General features: G+C 42.8%; 17 protein-coding genes. 13 read left to right on the plus strand and 4 right to left on the minus strand.

Annotated features, from left to right (window positions below):
- Position 1 precedes the first annotated feature (1 nt).
- The 9 genes from LX64_RS15795 (at position 2) to LX64_RS15835 (ending at position 7,691) form a co-directional block, all read left to right on the plus strand.
- Positions 2 to 682, plus strand: coding sequence for a metal-dependent hydrolase (locus LX64_RS15795; RefSeq protein WP_111598657.1), 681 nt, complete (start codon positions 2 to 4; stop codon positions 680 to 682).
- Between the two features lie 33 nt (positions 683 to 715).
- Positions 716 to 1,537, plus strand: a complete 822-nt coding sequence (locus LX64_RS15800; RefSeq protein ID WP_111598658.1) for a ParA family protein — start codon at positions 716 to 718, stop codon at positions 1,535 to 1,537.
- Complete coding sequence (locus tag LX64_RS15805; protein ID WP_111598659.1) at positions 1,521 to 2,438, plus strand: ParB/RepB/Spo0J family partition protein; 918 nt, start codon at positions 1,521 to 1,523, stop codon at positions 2,436 to 2,438. Before LX64_RS15800 ends, LX64_RS15805 begins: the two co-directional genes overlap by 17 nt.
- A gap of 10 nt (positions 2,439 to 2,448) precedes the next feature.
- Positions 2,449 to 3,186 (plus strand): DUF5683 domain-containing protein, encoded by a 738-nt coding sequence (locus LX64_RS15810; protein WP_148707344.1) that lies wholly within the window; start codon positions 2,449 to 2,451, stop codon positions 3,184 to 3,186.
- Positions 3,187 to 3,261: 75 nt separating this feature from the next.
- Positions 3,262 to 3,978 (plus strand): 4-hydroxy-tetrahydrodipicolinate reductase, encoded by a 717-nt coding sequence (dapB, locus tag LX64_RS15815; protein WP_111598661.1) that lies wholly within the window; start codon positions 3,262 to 3,264, stop codon positions 3,976 to 3,978.
- A gap of 161 nt (positions 3,979 to 4,139) precedes the next feature.
- Positions 4,140 to 4,556: an RrF2 family transcriptional regulator gene (locus LX64_RS15820; protein ID WP_111598662.1), complete on the plus strand. Its 417-nt coding sequence runs from the start codon at positions 4,140 to 4,142 to the stop codon at positions 4,554 to 4,556.
- A gap of 155 nt (positions 4,557 to 4,711) precedes the next feature.
- Entirely contained in the window at positions 4,712 to 5,401 is a 690-nt protein-coding gene (locus tag LX64_RS15825; protein ID WP_111598663.1) for a phosphoadenylyl-sulfate reductase, read from the plus strand.
- 49 nt (positions 5,402 to 5,450) lie between these two features.
- Positions 5,451 to 6,356, plus strand: a complete 906-nt coding sequence (gene cysD / locus LX64_RS15830; protein ID WP_111598664.1) for a sulfate adenylyltransferase subunit CysD — start codon at positions 5,451 to 5,453, stop codon at positions 6,354 to 6,356.
- Between the two features lie 84 nt (positions 6,357 to 6,440).
- Positions 6,441 to 7,691, plus strand: coding sequence for a sulfate adenylyltransferase subunit 1 (locus tag LX64_RS15835; RefSeq protein ID WP_111598665.1), 1,251 nt, complete (start codon positions 6,441 to 6,443; stop codon positions 7,689 to 7,691).
- A gap of 512 nt (positions 7,692 to 8,203) precedes the next feature.
- On the opposite strand, the gene LX64_RS15845 is transcribed toward LX64_RS15835, so the two are convergent.
- Positions 8,204 to 9,160, minus strand: a complete 957-nt coding sequence (locus LX64_RS15845) for an NAD-dependent epimerase/dehydratase family protein (protein ID WP_111599087.1) — start codon at positions 9,158 to 9,160, stop codon at positions 8,204 to 8,206.
- A 220-nt stretch (positions 9,161 to 9,380) separates the two neighbouring features.
- Here LX64_RS15845 and kdsA point away from each other — a divergent pair, with 220 nt between their 5' ends.
- Positions 9,381 to 10,208, plus strand: coding sequence for a 3-deoxy-8-phosphooctulonate synthase (gene kdsA, locus LX64_RS15850; RefSeq protein ID WP_111598667.1), 828 nt, complete (start codon positions 9,381 to 9,383; stop codon positions 10,206 to 10,208).
- Between the two features lie 1,052 nt (positions 10,209 to 11,260).
- Complete coding sequence (locus tag LX64_RS15860; RefSeq protein WP_111598669.1) at positions 11,261 to 11,656, plus strand: hypothetical protein; 396 nt, start codon at positions 11,261 to 11,263, stop codon at positions 11,654 to 11,656.
- Between the two features lie 176 nt (positions 11,657 to 11,832).
- Here the strand turns inward: LX64_RS15860 and LX64_RS15865 are convergent, their stop codons facing one another.
- The gene (locus LX64_RS15865) at positions 11,833 to 12,054 is read right to left on the minus strand and encodes a PspC domain-containing protein (protein ID WP_111598670.1); all 222 of its coding nucleotides are present in this window, start codon (positions 12,052 to 12,054) and stop codon (positions 11,833 to 11,835) included.
- 216 nt (positions 12,055 to 12,270) lie between these two features.
- On the opposite strand from LX64_RS15865, the gene LX64_RS15870 reads away from it, so the two are divergent.
- Both LX64_RS15870 and LX64_RS15880 read left to right on the plus strand, forming a co-directional pair.
- Positions 12,271 to 14,535: an aconitate hydratase gene (locus tag LX64_RS15870; RefSeq protein WP_111598671.1), complete on the plus strand. Its 2,265-nt coding sequence runs from the start codon at positions 12,271 to 12,273 to the stop codon at positions 14,533 to 14,535.
- Between the two features lie 779 nt (positions 14,536 to 15,314).
- A complete protein-coding gene (locus LX64_RS15880) occupies positions 15,315 to 18,683 on the plus strand; it encodes a M43 family zinc metalloprotease (protein WP_111598673.1) in 3,369 nt (1,122 codons plus the stop codon).
- Between the two features lie 195 nt (positions 18,684 to 18,878).
- Here the strand turns inward: LX64_RS15880 and LX64_RS15885 are convergent, their stop codons facing one another.
- Together LX64_RS15885 and LX64_RS15890 are read right to left on the minus strand one after the other, a co-directional pair.
- The gene (locus tag LX64_RS15885; RefSeq protein WP_111598674.1) at positions 18,879 to 21,338 is read right to left on the minus strand and encodes a TonB-dependent receptor domain-containing protein; all 2,460 of its coding nucleotides are present in this window, start codon (positions 21,336 to 21,338) and stop codon (positions 18,879 to 18,881) included.
- A 422-nt stretch (positions 21,339 to 21,760) separates the two neighbouring features.
- The gene (locus tag LX64_RS15890; RefSeq protein ID WP_111598675.1) at positions 21,761 to 24,223 is read right to left on the minus strand and encodes an outer membrane beta-barrel family protein; all 2,463 of its coding nucleotides are present in this window, start codon (positions 24,221 to 24,223) and stop codon (positions 21,761 to 21,763) included.
- Positions 24,224 to 24,336: the final 113 nt, after the last annotated feature.

Consider the following 24,336-nt stretch of genomic DNA (forward strand, 5'->3'; position numbering starts at 1 on the left):
TATGAAGTTCACCTACTACGGACATTCCAGCTTTTTGGTGGAAGTTAAGGGAAAGAAGATTTTGTTTGACCCGTTCATCACGCATAACGAGTTGGCAAAGGCGATAGATATTAGTACGATTACAGCTGATTATATTTTTGTATCTCATGGTCATAGCGATCACGTAGCAGATTTAGTAGAATTGGCGAAACGTACCGGCGCGAAAGTGGTGTCGAACTTCGAGATCATAGAATGGGCTCAAAAGCAAGGCGTTACGAATGTTCACCCGATGAACACGGGCGGTAAATGGAACTTCGAGTTCGGTACTGTGAAATGTACAGCTGCACAACACAGCTCTGGTTTACCGGATGGTAGCTATGGTGGTAACCCAATGGGCTTTATTTTCAAAACAACAGAAGGTAATTTTTATTATAGTGGGGATACGGCGCTTACTTTGGACATGGAATTAGTGCCATTGTATACACCGATTGATTTCGCCATCTTCCCTATTGGTGATAATTTCACGATGGATGCGGAAGATGCAACAATCGCGGCCAGCTTGGTTGAGGTAACGAAAGTTATTGGTGTTCACTACGACACTTTCGGTTACATTAAGATTGACAAGAAAGAAGCATTGGCTACTTTCGAAGATGCGGGTGTAGAATTACTTTTACCGGCTATCGGTGAAACGATCGACGTCTAACATCCTATTAACCTATATATTTTAAAAAATACAATGGCAAGAATTATTGCAATCGCCAATCAAAAAGGGGGTGTTGGTAAAACTACCAGTGCCATCAACCTAGCCAGCAGCTTAGCTGTATTGGAATTCAAGACACTACTGGTAGATGCGGATCCGCAGGCTAACAGTACAACTGGATTGGGTTTTGATTTGCGTAATATCCAACAGAGTTTATATGATTGCATGGTCAATGATGTAAAGGCGAAAGACGTGATTTTAGAATCGGATACGCCGAACCTACGCGTATTGCCTTCTCACATCGACTTAGTTGGGGCCGAATTGGAGTTAATTAATCATCCGAACCGCGAGCGTGTGATGAAACAAGTGATTGACGGTGTGAAGGATGATTATGATTTCGTGATTTTAGACTGTTCGCCTTCTTTGGGTTTGATTACTGTGAATGCTTTAGTAGCAGCCAACTCTGTAATTATTCCGGTACAATGTGAGTTCTTCGCGTTGGAAGGTTTGGGCAAGTTATTAAATACCATCAAAATTGTACAAAGTCGCCTCAATACCGAGTTGGAAATTGAAGGTATTTTAATGACGATGTACGATGGCCGTTTACGTTTAAGCAACCAAGTGGTTGACGAGGTTAAACAACACTTCGAAGAAAGCGTGTTCAATACCATCATCCACCGTAACACGAAACTGGGTGAAGCACCTAGCTTTGGTAAATCGGTGATTATGTACGATGCATCCAGCACGGGTGCTATCAACTACTTGAACCTGGCAAAAGAGATTTTGCAGAAACACAACTACACGAAAATCAAGTCAAAAGATAAAATCTTAGTTAGCAAACATGACCAATCCGAGTAAAAAAGCGGCGTTGGGGAAAGGCATCCGCTCGCTATTGCAAAATATTGATACCGAATTACAACAGACTTCCAACGCGTTGGATAAACAAGTTGTGGCTGCTGCTACCGGTATCGAGCGCATCCCGTTGGATGATATCGAGGTCAATCCCAAGCAACCCCGTAGAGATTTTGATGAACAGGCTTTACAGGAGCTGAGTCATTCAATTAAGATTCACGACATTATACAACCTATTACCGTTGCAAAAGTTGGTAAGAAATACCAATTGATTGCCGGTGAACGTCGTTTACGTGCCAGTAAAATGGCGGGGTTGAAAGACATCCCGGCGTACGTGCGCCAGGCGAACGACCAAGAGCTCTTGGAGTTGGCTTTATTGGAAAACTTGCAAAGGGAAAACCTGAACGCTATCGAGATTGGCTTGAGTTACAAGCGCTTGATGGAGGAATGTGTATTTACCCAGGAGCAAGTAGCCGATAGGATGGGTAAAGAAAGAAGTACCGTTACGAACTATATCCGTTTGCTGAAATTGCCACCGGATATTCAAGTAGCGGTGCGCAATGCGAGTATTAGCATGGGCCATGCCAGGGCGCTAATTGGGGTGGAAAACATCGAGAAACAACTCTTTGTATTCAACGAAGTGGTGAAGAATGGCTTATCGGTTCGTCAAACGGAAGAGTTGGTTCGCAAGGTCAACTTCAACGAGAAAGCAAATGTTAAAAAACCTGTAAATAACGGGTTACCTCCTGCATATAAAAAAATTGAAGATAAATTAGCCTCTCATTTTTCTACCAAGGTAAAATTAGACAGGAGTAAAAATGGTAAAGGCAGTATCCAGATCGAGTTCTATTCTGATGAAGAGTTGGATAGCATTCTCGACAAAATATCAATGTACGGTGAAAAATAAGGCAAGGAATATGTATCCATTGCTACGCACAATGTTATTAGTGATCGTTGTAATAGCGAGCATGGTAACGAATTTAAAGGCACAGCAGAAAGATTCGGTAAGAAGGGCAAAATTTGTAGCAGATTCCATTGCATTAAGCAACACAGCGAAATTGCGCGACACCGTTCCACCTAAAGTGGATACGGCCGTAACACCTACCGTACTTACACCTGTAGCAAAGCCCGATAGCACAGCGAGAATTGTATTGAAATCGAAAGCTTTGCACAATCCTACCAAGGCTGCATTTTATTCAGCCGTATTACCAGGATTAGGACAAATGTATAACCGCGAATACTGGAAAGTACCGATCGTTTATGCCGCATTGGGTGTAAGCGCGGGCTTTTTTGTTTGGAATATGGACCAATATAAAACCTACCGCGATGCTTACCGGGTAAGATCTGCTAACCAAGGCAACCCGAACTTCGTGGACCCTTACAAACGGTATTCCGACCAAGATTTAACGTATTTACGAGATGCATATAGGCAATACGTAGATTATTCGGTGCTTGTGTTTGTTTTAGCTTATGGCTTGAACATCGTCGACGCCACCGTATTTGCCCATTTGAAACAGTTTGATATATCGAATGATTTGAGCATGCAGGTATACCCAAAGGTAATTAATGGCCAAGGTATTGGTGTGGGTATCAACTTCCAACTCGGTAAAAAGAACTCCTACAAGCATAGCTATGCAGGCGGCTTGAGATTTTAACAACAAAGATAGAAAGAATGGCCAGCACGAAAGGCCGGCCGACCGGCCAAGGCAGGCGGCACAAACTACAACCATATGAAAATTGCACTGATTGGGTACGGTAAAATGGGTAAAGCCATTGAAGCCATTGCTACCGCGAAAGGACACGAAGTAATTCACAGGATAGATATGAACAACTTGCATTTGCTGGAGCCCAATGAATTGAGCAAAGCAGATGTAGCCATTGAATTTACAACACCGGCAACGGCTGTAGATAACATCATGAAATGTTTCGCAGCAAATGTACCCGTTGTAGTAGGTACCACGGGCTGGTTGGATAGATTACCGGAAGTGGAAGAGCGTTGCAAAGCAGGTAACCACGGTTTCCTCTGCGCTAGCAACTTCAGCATCGGGGTAAATATCTTCTTCGAAGTAAATAAGCGTTTAGCAGCCTTGATGGCCCCTCACAAAGAGTACGATGTACAAATGTTAGAGATCCATCATACCCAAAAGAAAGATGCACCCAGCGGTACTGCCATTACGTTGGCAGAAGAAATTCTCGCAGTGAACAGCAGCAAAACCAAATGGGTAGAAGGTAGTGCACACAATCCAGGCGAATTGGGTATCGCTTCCGAAAGAATCGACCCTACGCCAGGTACACATACTGTTACGTATACTTCCGACATCGATGATATCTCTATTACCCACACTGCCCACAACCGCCAAGGATTTGCGGCAGGTGCCGTAGCGGCTGCCGTGTACATGGTAGGTAAAAAAGGTGTTTATACGATGAAAGACGTGTTGAACCTCTAAAAAAGGCTCAAATTTGCTACCGGTCGACCATTGATCATGTCAAAACCACCGACCGAAGGGCGCTTGTATGTAATTTTAGCGGAAAGCCGTTATATTTGCAACAAGTGTGCATATAACAACACGCTTTTTAAAACGGGAGTGCAAACAACCCAGAATTCATTATGCTTTCTAAAAAAACACAGTACGCGTTTCACGCATTAATTCACCTAGCTGAGAATGTGGACAAAGGACCCATCCTTATTTCCGAGATCGCAAAAGAGAAAAATATCTCCATCAAGTTCCTTGAGAATATTCTCTTGGAGTTAAAAAATGCGGGTATCCTCGGTAGTAAAAAAGGTAAAGGCGGCGGTTATTACTTGATGCGCGCCCCTAAGGAAATTGCCTTAGCACGTATCATCCGCTTATTGGACGGTCCTATCGCCCTCCTTCCCTGCGTGAGCTTGAATTATTACGAACGCTGCGAAAATTGCAAAGATGAAGCGGTGTGCGGGTTACACGACGTAATGAGCCGCGTCCGCGATGCGTCCCTCAAGATTTTAGAAAATAAAACGTTGAAGGACCTAGTTACTAAAAGCTAGTCCTACACTATAACTCACTCATTCACAGCGAAAGTTAGTCACCGTACTAGCTTTCGCTTTTTTATTCCCCAAAAAAATTCAAAAATAACTCCATATAGTCTACCTTTTATGTAGGATTTGTGTATTTTTGTTGAACGGGTTTTAATAATAGATACATGGAAAATATTGATCAGGTACTGGCCGACCAACCCAGTATACAGGAAGCTATTCTACGGCTCACGCAAACTTTCCCCGGCGCGGTGGCCTTTTCATCGTCGTTTGGGCAGGAAGATCAAGTTATTGCCGACATTATTTGGCGCCACGCATTACCAGTGCGCGTATTCACCTTAGATACCGGCCGCCTTTTCCAAGAAACATACGATTTAATGGACCTCACCCGTGCACGTTACAAACAGCCATTCGAAATCTACTTCCCGGGTACATCGGCAGTAGAGCGCTTGGTGGCGGAAAAAGGGGTGAACAGCTTTTATGATTCGGTGGAGAACCGTAAAGAATGCTGTTTTATCCGCAAAGTGGAGCCATTGAACCGGGCATTGGAAGGAACGAAGGTTTGGATTACAGGACTTCGTTCAGAACAATCCGACAACCGGCAAAACATGCCGGCTATTGAATGGGACGAACAACGGCAGTTGTACAAATACAACCCGCTGATCGACTGGAGCTACGAGCAGATGCTCGCTTACCTCGACGAACACAATGTGCCTTTCAATAAACTTCATAAAAAAGGGTTCATCAGTATCGGTTGTGCCCCTTGTACAAGGGCCATCGAGCCGGGTGAACACCCAAGAGCAGGACGTTGGTGGTGGGAACAATCGCAAAAAGAATGCGGTTTACACAGTCACTAAGGTTCAATTATCAAACACGAATTTATCATCCTCCAATAAACATCATGCAATGAGTAATATACAATGGCAATTTCCTAGGGCACTAGAAGATGAAGCAATATACATACTCCGCGAAACTGCAGCCCAATTTGAAAGACCAGCCATCCTTTTCTCTGGTGGTAAAGATTCTATTACCCTTGTGCGTTTGGCGCAGAAGGCTTTCCACCCCGGTAAAATTCCTTTTCCATTGTTGCACGTCGACACCGGTCATAACTTCCCTGAAACTATCCAATTCCGCGATTGGCTCGTGGAAACATTGGGATTGGAATTGATTGTACGTAATGTACAAGACAGCATCGACCAAGGGAAAGTGAAAGAAGAAACCGGTAAATATGCCAGCAGAAATGCTTTACAAACCGTGACATTGCTGGATGCCATTGAAGAGTTGAAGTTTGATGCATGTATTGGAGGGGCCAGAAGAGACGAAGAAAAGGCACGTGCAAAAGAACGCATCTTTAGCGTAAGAGATGAATTTGGACAATGGAATGCCAAAATGCAACGTCCAGAATTATTCGATCATTTAAACGGTAAGATCAATATTGGTGAAAACGTGCGCGTGTTCCCGATTTCTAACTGGACGGAGCTCGACGTATGGAATTATATCCGGGAAGAAAACTTGGCCATCCCAAGCATCTATTTCTCCCATGAAAGAGAGATCATAGAACGCGACGGCATGTATTGGCCTTACTCTTCCTTCCTAAATACCACTGAAGAAGAAGTACCCTTTAAGAGCAAAGTACGCTTCCGTACCGTAGGTGATATGACTTGTACAGCTGCTGTTGTATCTGAAGCAGATAAGCTGGAAGACATTATCACGGAAATCCTCGCTGCGAAAATCTCTGAAAGAGGTGCCCGCATCGACGATAAACGCTCTGAAGCAGCGATGGAACGTAGGAAACAAGCCGGTTATTTCTAATCAACCCGCTTCACTCCTATTCCATCCAGTAACTCAATATTCAACAATCCCAACTGCTCGCGCAGTTCAAAATATGCAAATAGTATGGACGTTTTACGTATCACCACTTCCGGCAGTGTAGACGATGGCAAAAGCACCCTTATTGGCAGGCTTTTATACGATACCAACTCTATCACCCAAGACAAACTGGAAGCCCTGCACAACGCTAGTAAACGCAAAGGTTTAGACTTCACGGATCTTTCGTTATTAACCGATGGCCTTATCGCGGAACGTGAACAAGGTATTACCATCGATGTGGCGCACATTTACTTTAGCACACCCAACCGCAAATATATTATTGCCGATACCCCGGGCCACTTCGAGTATACCCGTAACATGGTTACTGGCTCCAGTACTGCCCAAGTATCGCTTATCCTCATCGATGCCCGCAAGGGAATCGTAGAGCAAACCTACCGCCATTATTACATTGCACAACTTTTACGCATTCCGCACTTGGTAGTATGTGTAAATAAAATGGACTTGGTAGACTACGAACAAGCTCGCTTTGATTCCATCGTAAATGATTTCAAACAATTGCAAGCCAACTCGGATTTCCAAGCACAAACCATCCAGTTCATCCCTATTTCCTCGATCTATGGCGAGAACTTGGTAACGAACTCCGATAAAATGGCTTGGTATAGTGGCACCCCACTTTTACCTTACTTAGAACAAATCGAACTCGACTTCGCCGCAGAACGCCCTGCCCGTTTCCCGGTACAATACGTGATTCGCCCGAAAACCGAGCAGTACCACGATTTCCGTGGCTTCGCCGGCAAAGTAGCCAGCGGCGAATTCAAAATAGGCGACGAGGTAGTATCGTTACCTTCTAACCACAAAAGCAAAATAAAAAGCATCGAAAAGTTTGAAACACAACTATCATCGGCCCATGCCAACGACAGTGTAGTAATCACCTTAGAAGATGAAATCGACGTAAGTCGCGGCAACTTGCTTGTAAAAAGCAGCAACATCCCCGAAGGCTTAAAAGAAATAGCCGCCCGCGTATGTTGGATGGACCAACAAAAGCTCACACCCGGTAAAGCCCTTTTAATTCAACACGGCGCTAACCGCGTAAAAGCCAAAGTACAATCCATCGACTTCGTAGTAGAAGTAACCACCCAACGCATCTTAGACGACAAGAAAGAGTTAGGCCTTAACGACATCGGTAAAATCCGCATCAAAACCGCCCAACCCATCTTCGCCGACGCATACGAACAAAACCCCGCAAACGGTACCTTCATCCTCATCGATGAATTCACGAACGCCACCGTTGCCATAGGCTTTGTTTCAGAAGCATAAAAATGCCCACGCATACCATTCATGATAAAAAGCCGTTTCAACAAAGTTGAAGCGGCTTTTGCATTTACATCAATGTCTACTCAATCCCCACCCTCCCATTCACAATACCTTCATCCCCCCTTAATAATCCCCCAAAACCATTAGCTCCTCCCGTCCCTAAAGGTTCCCCCATCTCCCCCATCTCCTTCATCTACATCATCCACATTACTTCATAACCAAACCCCAACACAACAGGCACCACAAAGAACCCAATGCCCTTCACCACAGTAGCACCAAAGCCCCATCGACATCCCGATCAAACGGCGACGCAGTCTTTCGCCGTTTGTCCTCCTTTCTTTGGTTACTTTCTTTGGAGAAGCAAAGAAAGTAACACAATGGGATGTAACCCAAAACAGCCTACTCGACACCCATCAAAAGAAAAAACAATTAATCTCCTCCCTCCGGGATACACGCAACAAAAAGGCCTTTCCAAAACTGGAAAAGCCTTTTAAAAACGTAACGTATTGTTGTAATTATTTTGCTAATTGAGCAGGTAGATTCGTCAACATATCTTCCACCATTTTCGGCAGATCGTATTCATGGTTCCAGCCCCAATCTTTACGCGCTAACTCGTCGTTAATGCTACCAGGCCAGCCGTCGGCGATTGCTTGGCGGTAATCTGGTTCGTAGGAGATGGTGAAATCTGGGATATGTTTTTTGATTTCCGCGGCGATTTCTTTTGGTGAGAAGCTCATAGAGGCGAGGTTATAGCCTGCGCGCACGGAGATTTTAGATGCATCGGATTCCATCAATTCGATGGTAGCGCGGATGGCATCTGGCATATACATCATGGGAAGGTAGGTATCTTCGCGGAGGAAGCATTTGTAAGACTTTTCTTCGAGTGCTTCGTGGAAGATTTCTACGGCGTAATCGGTAGTACCGCCACCTGGTGCTGATTTGTAAGAAATGAGACCTGGGTAGCGAAGGCTGCGTACGTCGACATTGTAGCGATGATTGTAGTATTCGCACCAACGTTCGCCGGCGAACTTGCTGATACCGTAGATGGTAGTAGGTTCGATGATCGTGTGTTGTTCGGTATCTTCCTTAGGGGAATTAGGACCGAAAACAGCGATAGAACTTGGCCAGTATACTTTATCCAAACCTTCTTCTTTCGCGATATCGAGCACGTTTAACAGGCTAGCCATGTTAATGTGCCAAGCGAGGAGTGGGTTTTTCTCACCGGTAGCTGAGAGGATGGCAGCCAATAAGTAAACTTGGGTGATGTTATGACGGATAACAAGCACGTGTAACATCTCCTTGTTCATCACGTCCAAAGAAACGTAAGGACCAGTGCCGCGGAGTAATTCGTGTTCTTCCCTTAGATCGGAAGCAATAACATTGCCTTCGCCGTACATTTTACGGAGCGCCAAGGTAAGCTCAACGCCGATTTGTCCGCATGCGCCGATAACTAGGATCTTATCTTTCTTCATACTTTGCTGGTAATTAAAGGCCAAATTTAGTTTGTTGCATGTAATATTAGTGGGTTCGGGGAGAATTTTAATACACATCCTCTCCTGCTTTACAAATACGCTACAAAATGTGTTAAGGTTCTTATAAAAAAGAAAACAATTATCATACAATTGTTATATGCGGTACCTGTGGGGCTTTCCGGGGGGCCTCCTTCCAATTATTTTTCATTAATTTTGCGGCATGAAAATTTTAAAAACTCTCTTTAAAGAACAATATAACCCCGACAATTTCTTCTTAATTGCCGGCCCTTGCGTTGTAGAAGACGAAGCCCTGTTGATGACTGTTGCTGAAAAAGTATCTGGCATCTGTAAACGATTGAACATTCCTTACGTTTTTAAAGCTTCTTATAGAAAAGCCAACAGAACGAGCATCAACTCCTTTACTGGCGTAGGTGACGTAGAAGGATTAGAATTAGTACAAAAAGTAGGACAACACTTCAATGTGCCTACCACTTCAGATATTCACTCTGCAGCAGAAGCAGCGATGGCTGCCGCTTATGTAGACATTTTACAAATCCCGGCGTTTCTTTGTCGCCAAACCGACATTTTGATTGCAGCTGCTGATACCGGCAAATTTGTAAACGTGAAAAAAGGTCAATTCTTGAGCGGTGAATCCATGAAATTCGCTGTAGAAAAGATTGAACAAGCAGGTAACAAGCACATCATGTTAACTGAGCGTGGTACCACTTTCGGTTACCAAGACTTAGTGGTAGATTACCGTAACATCCCTACCATGAGAAGCTTCGGTGTACCTGTTATTATGGACTGTACCCACTCTTTACAACAGCCTAACCAAACGAGCGGTGTTACAGGTGGTAACCCACAAATGATTGGCACCATCGCCAAAGCGGCTATTGCAGCAGGTGCAGATGGTCTTTTCATCGAAACCCACCCAGAACCCTCTAAAGCCAAATCCGACGGCGCTAACATGCTCCGCCTAGATTTGTTGGAAGAACTTTTGGAAGATTTAGTAAAAATCCGCCAAGCCGTTCACAAACCACAACACTAATTCAAGTGAAATATAAAAGGGTGTCACCCATAAGGCGGCACCCTTTCTTCTTTATAATAGTATAATATTATATTTACAATCTTTTCAACTCCGACCCTCACCCACTCAAAATGCCAACGTGACACCTGCAACAATTTAATCATTCGCCCTCCCCTCAAAAACAAGATTAACCCCTCCCGAAAAATCAATTTAAAGGCCACTTTCAGCCCAATTAAGACCACCAAACACACCTTTCGATAAACTCAGTAAAAATTCACAAAACAGCCTTAAAACGGCTTTAAAACGAATTTTCAACCAAACCTTTACCCAGCCTACAAAAAGGTTAAAAATATCGACTTTTCAACCCTAAACTCAAACCTACAAAGCCTTTCATCGAAAAATGTCGACAAACAGTCGACAAAAGCCTTACTAAACCCTTATAAACACTCGCTTTCCCTCGGTGAAGTGTCGACAAACACTCGACAAATACTCGGCAACACCCTTACAAACACCGGGAAATTATGGGAAAACACTGGGTAAATCCTCGAAAAAAACGTGGTCAACCCCCTCCCTTCATCGACAAATTGTCACGTTAAAATACCATCACTTTTATAATACTACTTAAAAACACTCAAAACATCTCCATACCATCCAAACTATATGGGATATATATCCTACATATTGGAAAAACATTGACCTAACATTAGAAGAACATTGGAAGAACATTAGAAGATATTACTAGTACATAACAGCAACCTTATAACCACTTCAACACCAGCTCATTAAAAAAATATCCAACACTGCACGCACAATTCACCTAAAAAACGCCCCCCACCCCTCCAACAAAACACGCCCCCCAAAGACCTAACGCCCTTCACCACAGTAGCACCCAAGCCCCATCGACATCCCGATCAAACGGCGACGCAGTCTTTCGCCGTTTGTCCTCCTTTCTTTGGTTACTTTCTTTGGAGAAGCAAAGAAAGTAACAATTAGGATCATTACCACAGCAACATGACCGATGTTCATCAGCAGAATTTTCCGTATATTCATATTGCACCAAAAAGGAAGCAACCATGATTCAATTAAATGAAGTAAAAGTGGGTGATTGGGTTTTGGCGAGGTATGAAGAGCAATTAAAAGAAGGCACTGTAACGCAAGTAGACCACGAGTTACGGCAGGCCTGTTTACAGCAAGGCGATGCGGAATATTGGTATTCCCCGGAAGATTTATCGCCGATTCCACTGAATGAAGAGCAATTGGTAAGGTTGCAATTTCAGCGTGATGATAGTGGTGGTGATGCCGGTAGGAAGTATGTACGTGGCCCGTTTTCGGTGGTGATGTACGATGCGCCGCATCATCCATTGTTAAGCTTGCATTACCGGGATGAGACGAGAAATCTCAACGAGCCCATCATGGTGCATCAATTACAGAATCATTATCATGGTATGACGAACTGGCAACTAGACTAAGCGCCGTTTGTTATACATTTCATATTCCACTATCTACTCTACTCCTATACTTTTTATTGAATGCAATTAAAAATTTGATATAAAATATCAATACGGTATCGATTTGCCTATAGGAAGCGGGCAAACGAGGGGCCTATTACACTGTGTAGGAAGTGAAAACGTTGGCAATAAATGGCTTACAGGTAGCGTAAGGGGTTTCTTCGGGCGTTGGCAATGTAATTCTTCATATTCATCCAAAAAGCGAGAATCATGTACACAATTACGGGTGAACCCATGGTGATAAACGTGGTGTATATGAAGAATAGCCTGATTCTAGCCGTTGCCACTCCCAGCTTATTACCGATGGCTGCACAAACGCCAAAGGCCTGCCATTCAATAAAATCTTTCAATCTATTCATATATCAAATTTATCGTAATTATTTGTCAATTCAAAATGACAATTCTCCCCTTTGGGGCATCTTTTAACAATTTATAAAATTAACGGGATAAAACAGGCGGGTGGCGCTTGAACCAATATTATTTCGTATATGTAAATGCGTTAAAAGTTTAAAAACTGTTCAAATTTGATTAACTTCGCGGTGCATTTTTTAACCGCTCTTAAATTCTTTATTTCCATGGTGTTTGATATAGACATGATTAAAAGAGTGTACGAAGCATTACCGGGTAAGGTGGAAGCTACCCGTAAAATGTTAGGTCGTCCGCTCACATTGGCCGAAAAGATTCTCTACGCTCACCTTTACGCACCTACTCCTACTGCATACGAACGAGGAAAATCTTACGTAGAGTTTGCACCTGATCGCGTGGCGATGCAAGATGCAACGGCGCAAATGGCGCTTTTGCAGTTCATGACTTGCGGTCGTGATAAAGTTGCTGTACCATCAACCGTACACTGTGACCACTTAATTCAAGCGAAAGTTGGTGCTACACAGGATTTGGCAATTGCGATTGATACAAATAAAGAAGTTTACGATTTCTTATCTTCTATCTCAAATAAATACGGCATCGGTTTCTGGAAACCGGGTGCTGGTATCATTCACCAAGTAGTTATTGAGAACTACGCATTCCCTGGTGGTATGATGATTGGTACAGACTCACACACACCGAATGCCGGTGGTATGGGTATGCTCGCTATTGGTGTGGGCGGTGCCGATGCGGTTGACGTAATGGCCGGTTTACCATGGGAACTTAAAATGCCGAAATTGATCGGTGTTAAGTTAACGGGTAAATTGAGCGGTTGGGTTTCTGCAAAAGACGTTATTTTAAAAGTAGCTGGTATCTTAACCGTTAAAGGTGGTACTGGTTGCATCGTTGAATACTTTGGTGAAGGTGCCGATAGCTTAAGCGCTACCGGTAAAGGCACTATCTGTAACATGGGTGCTGAAATTGGTGCTACTTGTTCTGTATTCGCATACGACGAGAAAATGGCCGATTACTTGAAAGTTACTAGCCGTGCAGAAGTTGCTGCTTTGGCTGATGGCGTGAAAGATCATTTACGTCCAGATGCTGAAGTATACGCTGATCCTGCTAAATACTACGACCAAGTAATTGAAATCAATTTGGATGAATTGGAACCATATGTAAACGGTCCTTTCACACCAGATTTGGCTTGGCCTTTATCTAAATTCGCGCAAGCGGTGAAAGAAAACAACTGGCCAGAAAAATTGGAAGTTGCTTTGATCGGTTCTTGTACGAACTCTTCTTACGAAGATATCTCTCGCTCTGCTTCTTTAGCGAAACAAGCGATTACTAAGAATTTAAAAGTTCAATCAGAATTCACGATTACACCTGGTTCTGAATTGGTACGCTATACAATCGAAAGAGATGGTTTGTTAAATACCTTCGATCAAATCGGCGGTGTTGTATTGGCAAACGCTTGCGGTCCTTGTATCGGTCAATGGGCTCGTCACATCGATGATCCTAACCGCAAAAACTCTATCATCACTTCTTTCAACCGTAACTTCGCAAAACGTAATGACGGTTTAGCTTCAACACACGCGTTCGTAGCTTCTCCAGAAATCGTAACTGCTTTGGCTATCGCGGGTGATTTGACATTCAACCCAATGACAGACACCTTGAAAAACCAAGACGGCGTAGAAGTTAAATTGGATGAGCCAACAGGTTTCGAATTACCACCAGCAGGCTTCTCTGTAGATGATCCAGGTTACCAAGCTCCAGCAGCTGACGGTAGCGGTGTACAAGTTGTTGTATCTCCAACCAGCGATCGTTTACAATTGTTAGCACCATTCACAGCATGGGAAGGTGTTGACTTGAAAGGCTTGAAATTGTTGATCAAAGCGAAAGGTAAATGTACGACGGATCACATCTCTATGGCTGGTCCTTGGTTGAAATACCGCGGTCACCTCGACAACATCTCTAACAACATGTTGATCGGTGCTGTAAACGCTTACAACGATAAAACAGATACTGTTAAGAACCAATTAACAGGTGAATACGGTGCTGTTCCAGCAACTGCACGTGCTTACAAAGCTGCTCATATCGGTTCTGTAGTAGTGGGTGACGAAAACTACGGTGAAGGTTCATCACGCGAACACGCAGCGATGGAACCACGTCACTTAGGTGTTCGTGCTATCTTGGTGAAATCATTCGCACGTATCCACGAAACAAACTTGAAAAAGCAAGGTATGTTGGCATTGACATTTGCTAACAAAGAAGATTACGAATTAATCCAAGAAGACGATGTGATCGACATCTTAGGATTAACCACATTCGCACCTGGTAAAACATTAACCGTGGTTGCACACCACGCTGATGGTACTAGCAGCGAAATCGTAGTTAACCACACTTACAATGAACAACAGATTGAGTGGTTCAAAGCAGGTGGTGCGTTGAATGTTATTCGTGCTTCTTTTGCTAAGTAATTAGTAGAATAGATCTCTTATATAATCCCGTTTCTAGCGATAGAAGCGGGATTTTTTTATGCTTAATTTCTTAGAAAGGTTTTTATAATAGCGGTGTTTTATCTTTTATTCAAATCCTATTTGTTACTTTCTTTGCTTCTCCAAAGAAAGTAACCAAAGAAAGGAGGACAAACGGCGAAAGACTGCGTCGCCGTTTGATCGGGATGTCGATGGGGCTTTGGTGCTACTGTGGTGAAGGGGCATTGGGTGCTTTGTGGTGCCTGTTGTGTTGGGGGTGTGGTTTGATTATATTGGGGTTTGTGTTTTGATTGGGATGGGGGAGATTGGGTGGTTGGGTTGAGTTAAAATCTGTTCAATAGTTGTCAATATTGGGTAAATGGAGTGCTGGATTTTGGGGTAGTTTCGTTTATCACAATTAGGCTGACCTGTGTTAGTTATACTCATTCTTTGAGGCATGTTATGGCCTTTGTTGTTGTGTTGCCCGTTTTACATGTCTTTTCTTTAGTGCTGCTGTCCAACTGAAATCAATGAAACAATAGCTTATATTTTTATTGCCTGCAGGAAATTTTTTTGTACCAAAATCTAGTGTATGAAGTAATTGATGAACATCTATTATTGTTGACTTTTGTTTTTGTTTTTTTACTTGTTGTTCTGTTCTTTTCTTCCACAAAACAGAACGTAACCTGCCATTCTACTATTCTAAGCAATCAATTTAACAACCAAAAAAACTGCGCTAAGTAAGGCTTAGTGACGGGTATCTATTTCCTTAAACGTTTGTTATGTTACAATTATCTACTCGTGTAATTGTGCAATGGCTATGCTTTGGCCTTTGCTTTTGTTGTACCGTTGTGTCGGGACAGCAATTATCTCCTGAACATTGTGGTGCTACGCGTGCCATGGAAAGTTTGTATAGGAAGCATCCTGCTTCTAAAAAAGCGGCTTTATTGGAAGAGGTGAAAACGAAGGCGTTTGTGCAGGAAAGGGAAGCGAAAAGATGGGCGAAAACGGCGCTGGCTTCACAGACTTTTGTTATTCCAGTGGTGTTTCATGTGAATGATCCTGTGAACCCGTATAAGGTAACTTTAGAACAGGTGCAAAGTGCGATCAATATTTTAAACCAAGATTATAGTTTGACGAATGCAGATGCATCGACGATTGATGCACGGTTTAGTGGACTAGCAGCGAATGTTAATATACAGTTTCGCCTGGCTGAAATTGATCCACAAGGGAATCCTACAACCGGTGTTACTTATCACTTTAATGATTTGGATGGGCGTGCGCCCGATGGAACGGGATCGGCGGTGAAAAGTATTTCCTATTGGCCAGGGGAGAAATATTTGAATATTTGGGTGGTTAGTGAAGTAGAACAAAAAGGGGTGTATAATAACTCGGGCTGGGCCTACTTACCCGATAATTGGGTGGCCACTAATCACCTGGATGGTATTGTATACAATTGGCGGTATTTAGGGGCGCCAGGGATAGGAAGTTCCGAAGCTGGGTCTGCTTACATGAAAAGGGTACTTACGCACGAAGTAGGACACTTTTTGAACCTGTGGCATGCATTCGATAATGAATGTAATGCGCCGGGGGATTATGTGGATGATACACCGCCTACGAAGTCGAATTACGGGGGGTGTAATGTGAATGCTAATTGGTGCGGTGTAACAGCCAATGTGGAGAATTATATGGATTATTCCAATTGTCCTAAGATGTTTACAACGGGGCAGGCCGACCGTATGATAGCGGCTTTAAATAGTAGTGTTGCCGCTAGGAATAACTTATGGTCGGCAGCTAACTTGGCGGCTACTTTGTTACCGGCGAATACGAAACGGTTGATTCCGAAGTTCAATATATTCTCGGAGAGTGATGTGAACAATGGTAGTTTCAATGAAGTGGATACGTTGAAATTATTGTACGGGGCTAAGTTTACGGCTAGCAGTGGCAGCTTTACGCAAGGCACACATTTTACCGTGGCAAACCTGCCGAGCGGGTTAACGGCCAGTATTCAATTGATGAACGATTCTGTGGCTACGCTTCGCTTTAATGGTGCCGCTAGCAACCACGTAGTGCTCAATAATACCGACAGTGTGAAAATTACGATGCTCAATGCCGCTATTGTTGGAGGTGCAAGTGTATTATACAAACCTGGTATTACGCTTAGTCTTCGCTTTATTAATCCTTACAAAATTGTGTACAACGATATTGCCGACTTTACTATTAGTGCTAACAATGTATGGACGTACTTTAGTTTGGGTGTAGGTGATGCTGCATATGGAGGATGGTTTAATGCCAATAAATTGCGATTAGAGACCTACCAAAAAGCAGCGATTAGCGTAGGTAGTACACGGAATATCCGGTTGATTAATGCTGGGGCTAATATCTCCGATACATCGAACTTTATAGCTGGTGGCGCTTACCCAGACGAGCATGATATTTACAGTAGCAGCTACACAGCATGGGCAGGGAAAACAGGCTATGTTGGGATACGTTTTACAGTAGGTGGTAAATACCGTTATGGTTGGTTAAGAATTAGCGTTGCCGCTAATGGTAGCAGTTACACGATTAAGGATTATGCGTATAACGAAACCCCGAATGCTAATATCGTAGCCGGTAATGCTGGGGCTCCTACCCTTTCTTGGTCGAAATTAGCTTTTAGAGAAAGCTTGGTGAATGATGGCGCCTTGGGTGATACAGCAGAGCTGCATGTATTAGGCGCTTCGTTTGTAGTACCGAGTGGTAATTTAACAAGTGGTACACATTATACCATTAGCAATGTGCCCAGTGGGTTAACAGCGGTAGTGAAAGTAATAAATGGGAACACGGCGCAATTGTATTTTACGGGCAAAGCAACAGCACATGCTACTAGCAATAATGCCAATGTAAGTATACAATTATTGCCTTCGGCATTTTCGGGTGGAATTGCTGTAGATAGCGCTTCGAAGCAATTGGCTGTGAATTTCCGTAACCCGTACCTTGTAAAATACGTGGATGTGAACGATACGACGTTTACCATTCATACAACGAGTAATTGGTATTACTTTTTGGTAGATAATATAGCAACAGCTGCTTACGGTATGTGGGCAGATAGCGGCAAGCTTAGGTTGGAAACTTATACCAAACCAATGGTATGCGTGGGCAATACGCGGAATATTGCTTTGTTGGGAGCGAATGTAAATATCAGCGACACGTCGAACTTTGTGGCGGGTGGCGATTACCCGTATGAGCATGAATTGGTGACCAATAGTTACACCGCATGGAAAGGACAAACCGGCTACGCGGGCTTCTCGTTCAATATAGGTGATGAAAAATACTACGGTTGGTTCCGTTTCAAAGTAAATGCAGCGGGTACTAGTTATTCCTTGATGGATTATGCGTACAATACGCAACCCAATGGCGCCCTCAAAACAGGCCAAAGTAGTACCCCTATTGATACCAGTACCCAAAGTGCTTATTGCACCGCTTCCACGGCCTTAGATTACAACACCATTACGCGTGTACGCTTTGCGAACTTGGATAAAACATCCAGTTGGAATGGCTACAGTGATTTCACCACTAGCATTGCCACGGTAACAGCAGGACAATCCTATTCGCTTGAAGTGAATTTGAATGTTGAATACTGGCCAGATATAGCTGTGGGTGCGTGGATAGATTGGAATAACAACAAGCAATTTGAAACAAGTGAACGCGTGTATTACAAACGCGGTAGTGGTCCGTTTACAGCAAGCATTCCTGTGCCGGCAAATGCTGCCATTGGGAATACACGTATGCGCGTACGCATGGGATATGGACAAGATATTTCAGCTTGTGGTGTAGATAATTACCAAGGCGAGGTGGAAGATTATACGGTGAAAGTAAATGCCGGCAGCCCTGGGATGCAGGCACCTGTGGAAGGGTTATATACTGCGTTAAAAGCGAATAGTCCATTTGAGCAAACCTTGCAAATTCAATATGTTAGCAAACAAAACGGGCCTGGTATCGTACGCTTGTACAATATTAAAGGCGTGTTGGTGTATACGGAGAAAGTCAATACTGTAAAAGGTGCGAACTTGTTCAGTTTGCATGATGTGGGTAGTTTGCCTAGCGGGGTGTATGTATTGGAAATTGTATCGAAGTTTGATATTAACAGGATAAAAGTGGTGAAACAATAATTGTATCAATGTTTGATACAACAACTAAAAGATCAACTGAGCGTAGCAACGGCTGTTTAATAGAATGGCCGGTGTTCGTTCCACACAAAAACAAAGCGCGACCTAAACAAGTCGCGCTTATTATCCATCCTTATATATACCTAAAACTGTTATGCAGTTTTTCGGGTAAGTTTTGATGTTTTACCATCTATATTTTTACATGCGGCTGGCTTCTTCTTCGAGGCCGGCTTTACGTTTTCTGCTTTCTTTTACGTTCATGTTACCGAAGCGGTAGTTGAATGAAACATTTATTTGGCGGCTTTCCCAACGGTTACGAATTTTCATTTCTTGTCCACCGATGCTTTGCGAACCGCGGAACATGCGGTTTTTAAAAATATCTTGCACATTTACATTCAACGTAGCGCGTTTACCGAACAATTGTTTGCGCATACCTAGATCAACACCATACATAGCTTCCATGCGGAACATACCTTGATCGGCTATTTGTGGAGAGATGTAGTTGCCCGTTAACTCTGCGCTGAGGGTTTTCGTAATGGTGAAAGTATTTTGTAATTGGCTATATAAACCCATGCTGCTGGTAGCTTCCAACTTGTTATACAGCATTACTTTGAATGAATTGTAGTACACGGAAGCGGTTGGCATAATTTTCCACCATTTGAATAATTGGATGGGGGCTGAAATATTGAAGGCAATATTTTCTTTCGAGCTACCATTTAATTTTGTATTGGTGAGAATTGTAGTATCACCGGAAATGGGATCGGTACTAGCTACCACAATATTCATAATAGAATTGTTTGTATAAGTATACCCGATGCTGGTGAACACCATTTGTTTAAAGTTGTGCGAGATTTCAAAATTGTTCGCATACTCAGGTTTCAAATAAGGGTTACCGGCTTCTTTGGTGTATTTATCCAAGAAGAATTCGAAGGGGTTCAACGATTCGTAGCTAGGGCGGCGAAGCCTGCGGCTGTACGAGAAATTGAGGGTATTGTTTTTATCTAGGTTGTAATTAATGAATACGCTGGGGAATAAGTTGAAATAAGTGGTATCGGAAGAGCGGTTCACATTCGCGTAAGAATCGCCGGTTACATGGGTATTCTCGCCGCGTAACCCGATTTGATACCCCCATTTTTCATATTGCTTATTAAAGTTAACATATGCAGCGCTGATGTTTTCGCGGTAGATGAAGTGGTTTGATCTATTGTTGTCGTATATCCAGCCTTGTGTTTTTAACGAGTCGAAACGCACCTTGTTATCCGATTCTACGAAACTGATTTTCACACCTGCTTCAAACTTCGCTTTATTTTTAAGCGGCTGTACATAATCTGCTTTGAATGTGTATACATTGATGGTAGCGGGTTGCTGTGAACGAACGGTATCGCCATTTAGGTATCCTTTTTCTATACCATCGAAGAATTGGGAATAGAATTGAGCACTTTGATCGATAAAGTTGCGACCATAATCGAGATCCACGTTTAACTCTTTCCCGGTTTTATCGAGTACACCTTTATAGTTAACGTTGAAATTGGTACGGCCACCAAAAGCTTCGTTATAATTGTGGGAGCGCAATACCGAGTCGACCATGTTATTTTGGCCGATTTGGGTACGACCGTAGCTATGCATTTTGAAATCGCGGTAGTTACCATCTATCATAATACCTACGGTATGGTTCTTATTGATAAAGTAATCGGCACCAGCTTTAAACCCGAATAGTTTAAGTATACGATCCATATCGGTCGATTGGTTGAAGCGGGTAGATTTATTGCTGCCTTCGGTTAACGTGCGGTCGATACTAAGGTTATTGATATTCTCGCGGTACGAGTGGTTATAGCTACCGTATACGTTTATTTTCTCGTTACGATAATTGAGGTTCATACTCCCCATTAGTTTTTCTTTTTCACCGTAACCTGCGCTAACGTTAATAGAACCGTTGGTACCGAAGTTCTTATTCTTTTTGAGTTTGATGTTGATGATACCTGCATTGCCCGCAGCGTCGTACTTGGCGGAAGGATTGGCGATTAGTTCAATGGTTTCAACATTTGAACTAGGCATGCTTTTGAGCAATTGGGCTACATCTTGCGAACTCATGTTGGTGATCTTCCCATCGATCATAATGATAACACCGCCTTTACCTTTGAGAGTGATGTTATCATCTTTGTCAACCATAATCGTAGGCGATTTCTCTAAAACTTCCATAGCGGTACCACCGGCTCCTACTATACTACTTTCCACGTTGATGACCATTTTATCGGCATGTTGTTCAACGAAAGGTTTTTTGGCAGTTACTTCAACGGATTTCAAATTCTTCGCGGTGTTATTTAAAACGATGGATGGAATGGTAAGGTGTTGACCATTGAATTCGAATGGGCTGGAATATACTTTATCCATCCCTACGTGGTAACCGGCAATAATGTAATGACCGGCTTTAATGTTTTCGAATTCGTACTTGCCTTCGATGGTGGCAATGGCACCTTTAACGAGGCTAGAATCTTTGGCTTTTAAGAGGGTTACGGTAGCGAATTCAACGGGTGCGTTCCCGCTTTTTAGGATTTTCCCGGAGATAGAAGAGACTGTATTCGACCCTTGGGCGAATACAGCAGCACTTATACATATGCATAAAGTACTGAATAATAAGGTTTTTATAAATGTTTTCATATAATTAGTTCGTTATAGATCTTGATTAATTATAGTTCCTTTCTTAAACAACTACAAGGCAAAGGTAGGTATTATGCATTGCATAGTACAATAGAATACATGAAAGGTGATTTTTTTGTGATGATTGGTCGAATTATTGGGGTTGAACTGTTTACTTGCGGGTAAGCGTTCGCTTCTGAACATGGCAAAATTTGGGGGGATATAACTATTATATAGGGCGTACACTTCTTCTATTGAAACCTATTTAAACACAAAACGCCACCATCCCGGCAGCGTTTATTAGGCAAACTTGTTGTAAAACACAAAACGCGGCCATTACAGCCGCGCTTGTGTTGTCGTCATCCGTATAATACCTAATATTTTTCATGGCGGTAAAAAATACTTGGCAGTAGGATGCCGACTTATATATGTATGTTATTATGTTATTTGGCGCGGTTCAATTCAGATTCTACACCGGTGCTTCTATTTCGAGCTTCTTTCACGTTGTTGTTACCAAAGCGGTATACGAAGGCGGCGCGGATGGTACGGCTCTCCCATTTGTTGGCTAAGCGTACAGAGCGGTTAGCATTATCGAATACACCCGTGAAGTGGTTTGTGCGGAAAATATCCGAAACAGTAAGTGAGAACGTGGCTTTCTTATCCCACAATGTTTTACGTGCACCGATATCTACCCCACCCATGGCTTTCATTCTAAACAATCCTTCATCAGCCACTTGTGGTGAAACGTACTGACCAGTTACTTCAATGGAGTAATTCTTAGGCAAGGTGAAAGTATGTTGCATCTGCGCGTAAACCGCTGTTGAGCTTAATTTTACAAGGTTGTTGCTCACCATAGTATTGAACCCATTGTAGTAAATAGATACCGTTGTAAACGAGTTCCACCATTTTGTAATAGGCACTGGTGCAGATAAATTCAAACTGATATTATCACGTTCTGCCACGTTTTGGTAACGGTATTTTAAGATCAGGGTATCACCAGATGATTGGTCAACATCGGCTTCGATAATACGCATGATCACATCTTTGGTATGACTGTAACCCAAGCTTGCTGATAACATGCTTTTGAATGTATAGGACAATTCGAAGTTGTTCGAGTATTGTGGTCGTAATCCCGGGTTGCCCGCAACTTTGGTGTATTGATCGAGGTACGTTTCGAAAGGGTTTAAGTCGTCGTAACTTGGTCGTTGTAACCTCCTGCTGTAAGACACGCCCCATGTGTGGTTAGCACTAGCATTATAGCTTACAAAAACGCTTGGGAATAAGTTGACGTAAGAAGAATCGTTTACTACCGGTGTGTTTACTTTGCCTGTTCCGCGTGAAGTACCGGTGATGTTTGTTTGTTCTGCACGTAAGCCTAACTGGATGCCGAACTTCTTGAATTGCTTACTATAGTTTAAGTAAGCGGCATTGATATTCTCTTCGTATAAGAAAGTGTTGCTGCGCGTGGTATCGAGCATGTACACATTTTTGCGTAATGAATCGAAACGCAGGTTATTGTCGCTTTTTACGAAACTGGTTTTGAAACCAAGTTCAAACTTTGCATTGTTACGCAAAGGATGGATATAATCGATTTTAGCGGTTTTAATATCGATGTTAGAAGGCGTCATGTTACGTACAACATCTTCGGGCGACAATACATTGTTTCTTTCAAATTTTGAGAAAATGAAAGACGTGCCTTTATTCATATTGCGTGCATAATCTAAATCGACATTGATTTCGCGGCCGGTGGTATCGAGTTTACCTTTATAGTTAACGTTGAAGGCATAGCGATCCCAATTAGCCGAGTTGTCGGTGATAGTTCGCAGCGTGGAATCTATCCTATTATTCGCACCAATACCCGTTGTACCTTTACCTTTACCGGCCCAATTAGCCAGGTTTCCATTTGCAATAACACCAATAATGTGGTTATCATCAATAAAATAATCGGCCCCTACTTTAGCACCATAATATTCGTAATGTTTGCTGAGGAAGGTTTGTTGGTTCATGAATTGGAGATCTTTTTCTACCGTGGTTGTACGATCGACGAGTAGGTTTTCGTAGTTACCATTTTGACCGTAGTTGAGGTTACCGAATACATTGAATTTCGCGTTGCGATGGTTTAATGACAAGCTGGAATTTATGCGGCCATAATCACCAGCACCACCATTAAGACTAATACTACCGTTGGTACCATAGTTTTTATTTTTCTTTAGTTTGATGTTGATGATGCCTGCAGTACCTGCTGCATCGTATTTAGAAGAGGGATTACTAATTAATTCGATTTGCTCAACATTGGAGCTAGGCATGCTTTTAAGCCACTGTGCTAAATCGGCTTGTGTCATATTCGTGATCTTTCCATCGATCATAATTAACACGCCGGCTTTACCTTTTAGGGAAACGTTGTCATCTTTATCGACTGTAACACCAGGTGATTTTTGCAATACTTCCATAGCAGTGCTGCCAGCGCCGACGATACTGTTTTCAACGTTTACGACCGTTTTATCGGCGCGTTGTTCGATGAAAGGTTTTTGAGCGACTACGTTTACTTCTTTTAAGCTTTTTGTTGAAGGTTGCAGTATGATTTGAGGCGCAGCGAATTTGGATTCGCCTTTTAAATCGAATGCCGGGGAATAATTTTTCGTCATGCCCATATTCGTACCGGCTAGGAAATATTTACCTGGTGGGATGTTATCGAATTCGTAATAACCGTTTATATCAGCGACAGCACCTTTAACGAGTGCAGAATCTTTTACGGTGTGTAAAGTAACTGTTGCAAACTCGACTGGCTTTTTTTCGTTGTTGACGATGGTTCCGGTGATCTTGGTTTTACCTTGCTGAGCATGCGCAGCTACAGTGGTAAAAATACATAAGCAAATGATAACCAATGCTTGAATACACGTTTTCATACAATGAGGGGACGGATTTAATCTTGTTTTGTTGGATAATCTGTTGCAAACCTATAGTATTATGTTTTGCATAGTACCATAGTTTACACAAATGGTAAACTTATAATGACAAT

The sequence above is a fragment of the Chitinophaga skermanii genome (assembly GCF_003259335.1).
Taxonomy (GTDB): Bacteria; Bacteroidota; Bacteroidia; order Chitinophagales; family Chitinophagaceae; genus Chitinophaga; species Chitinophaga skermanii.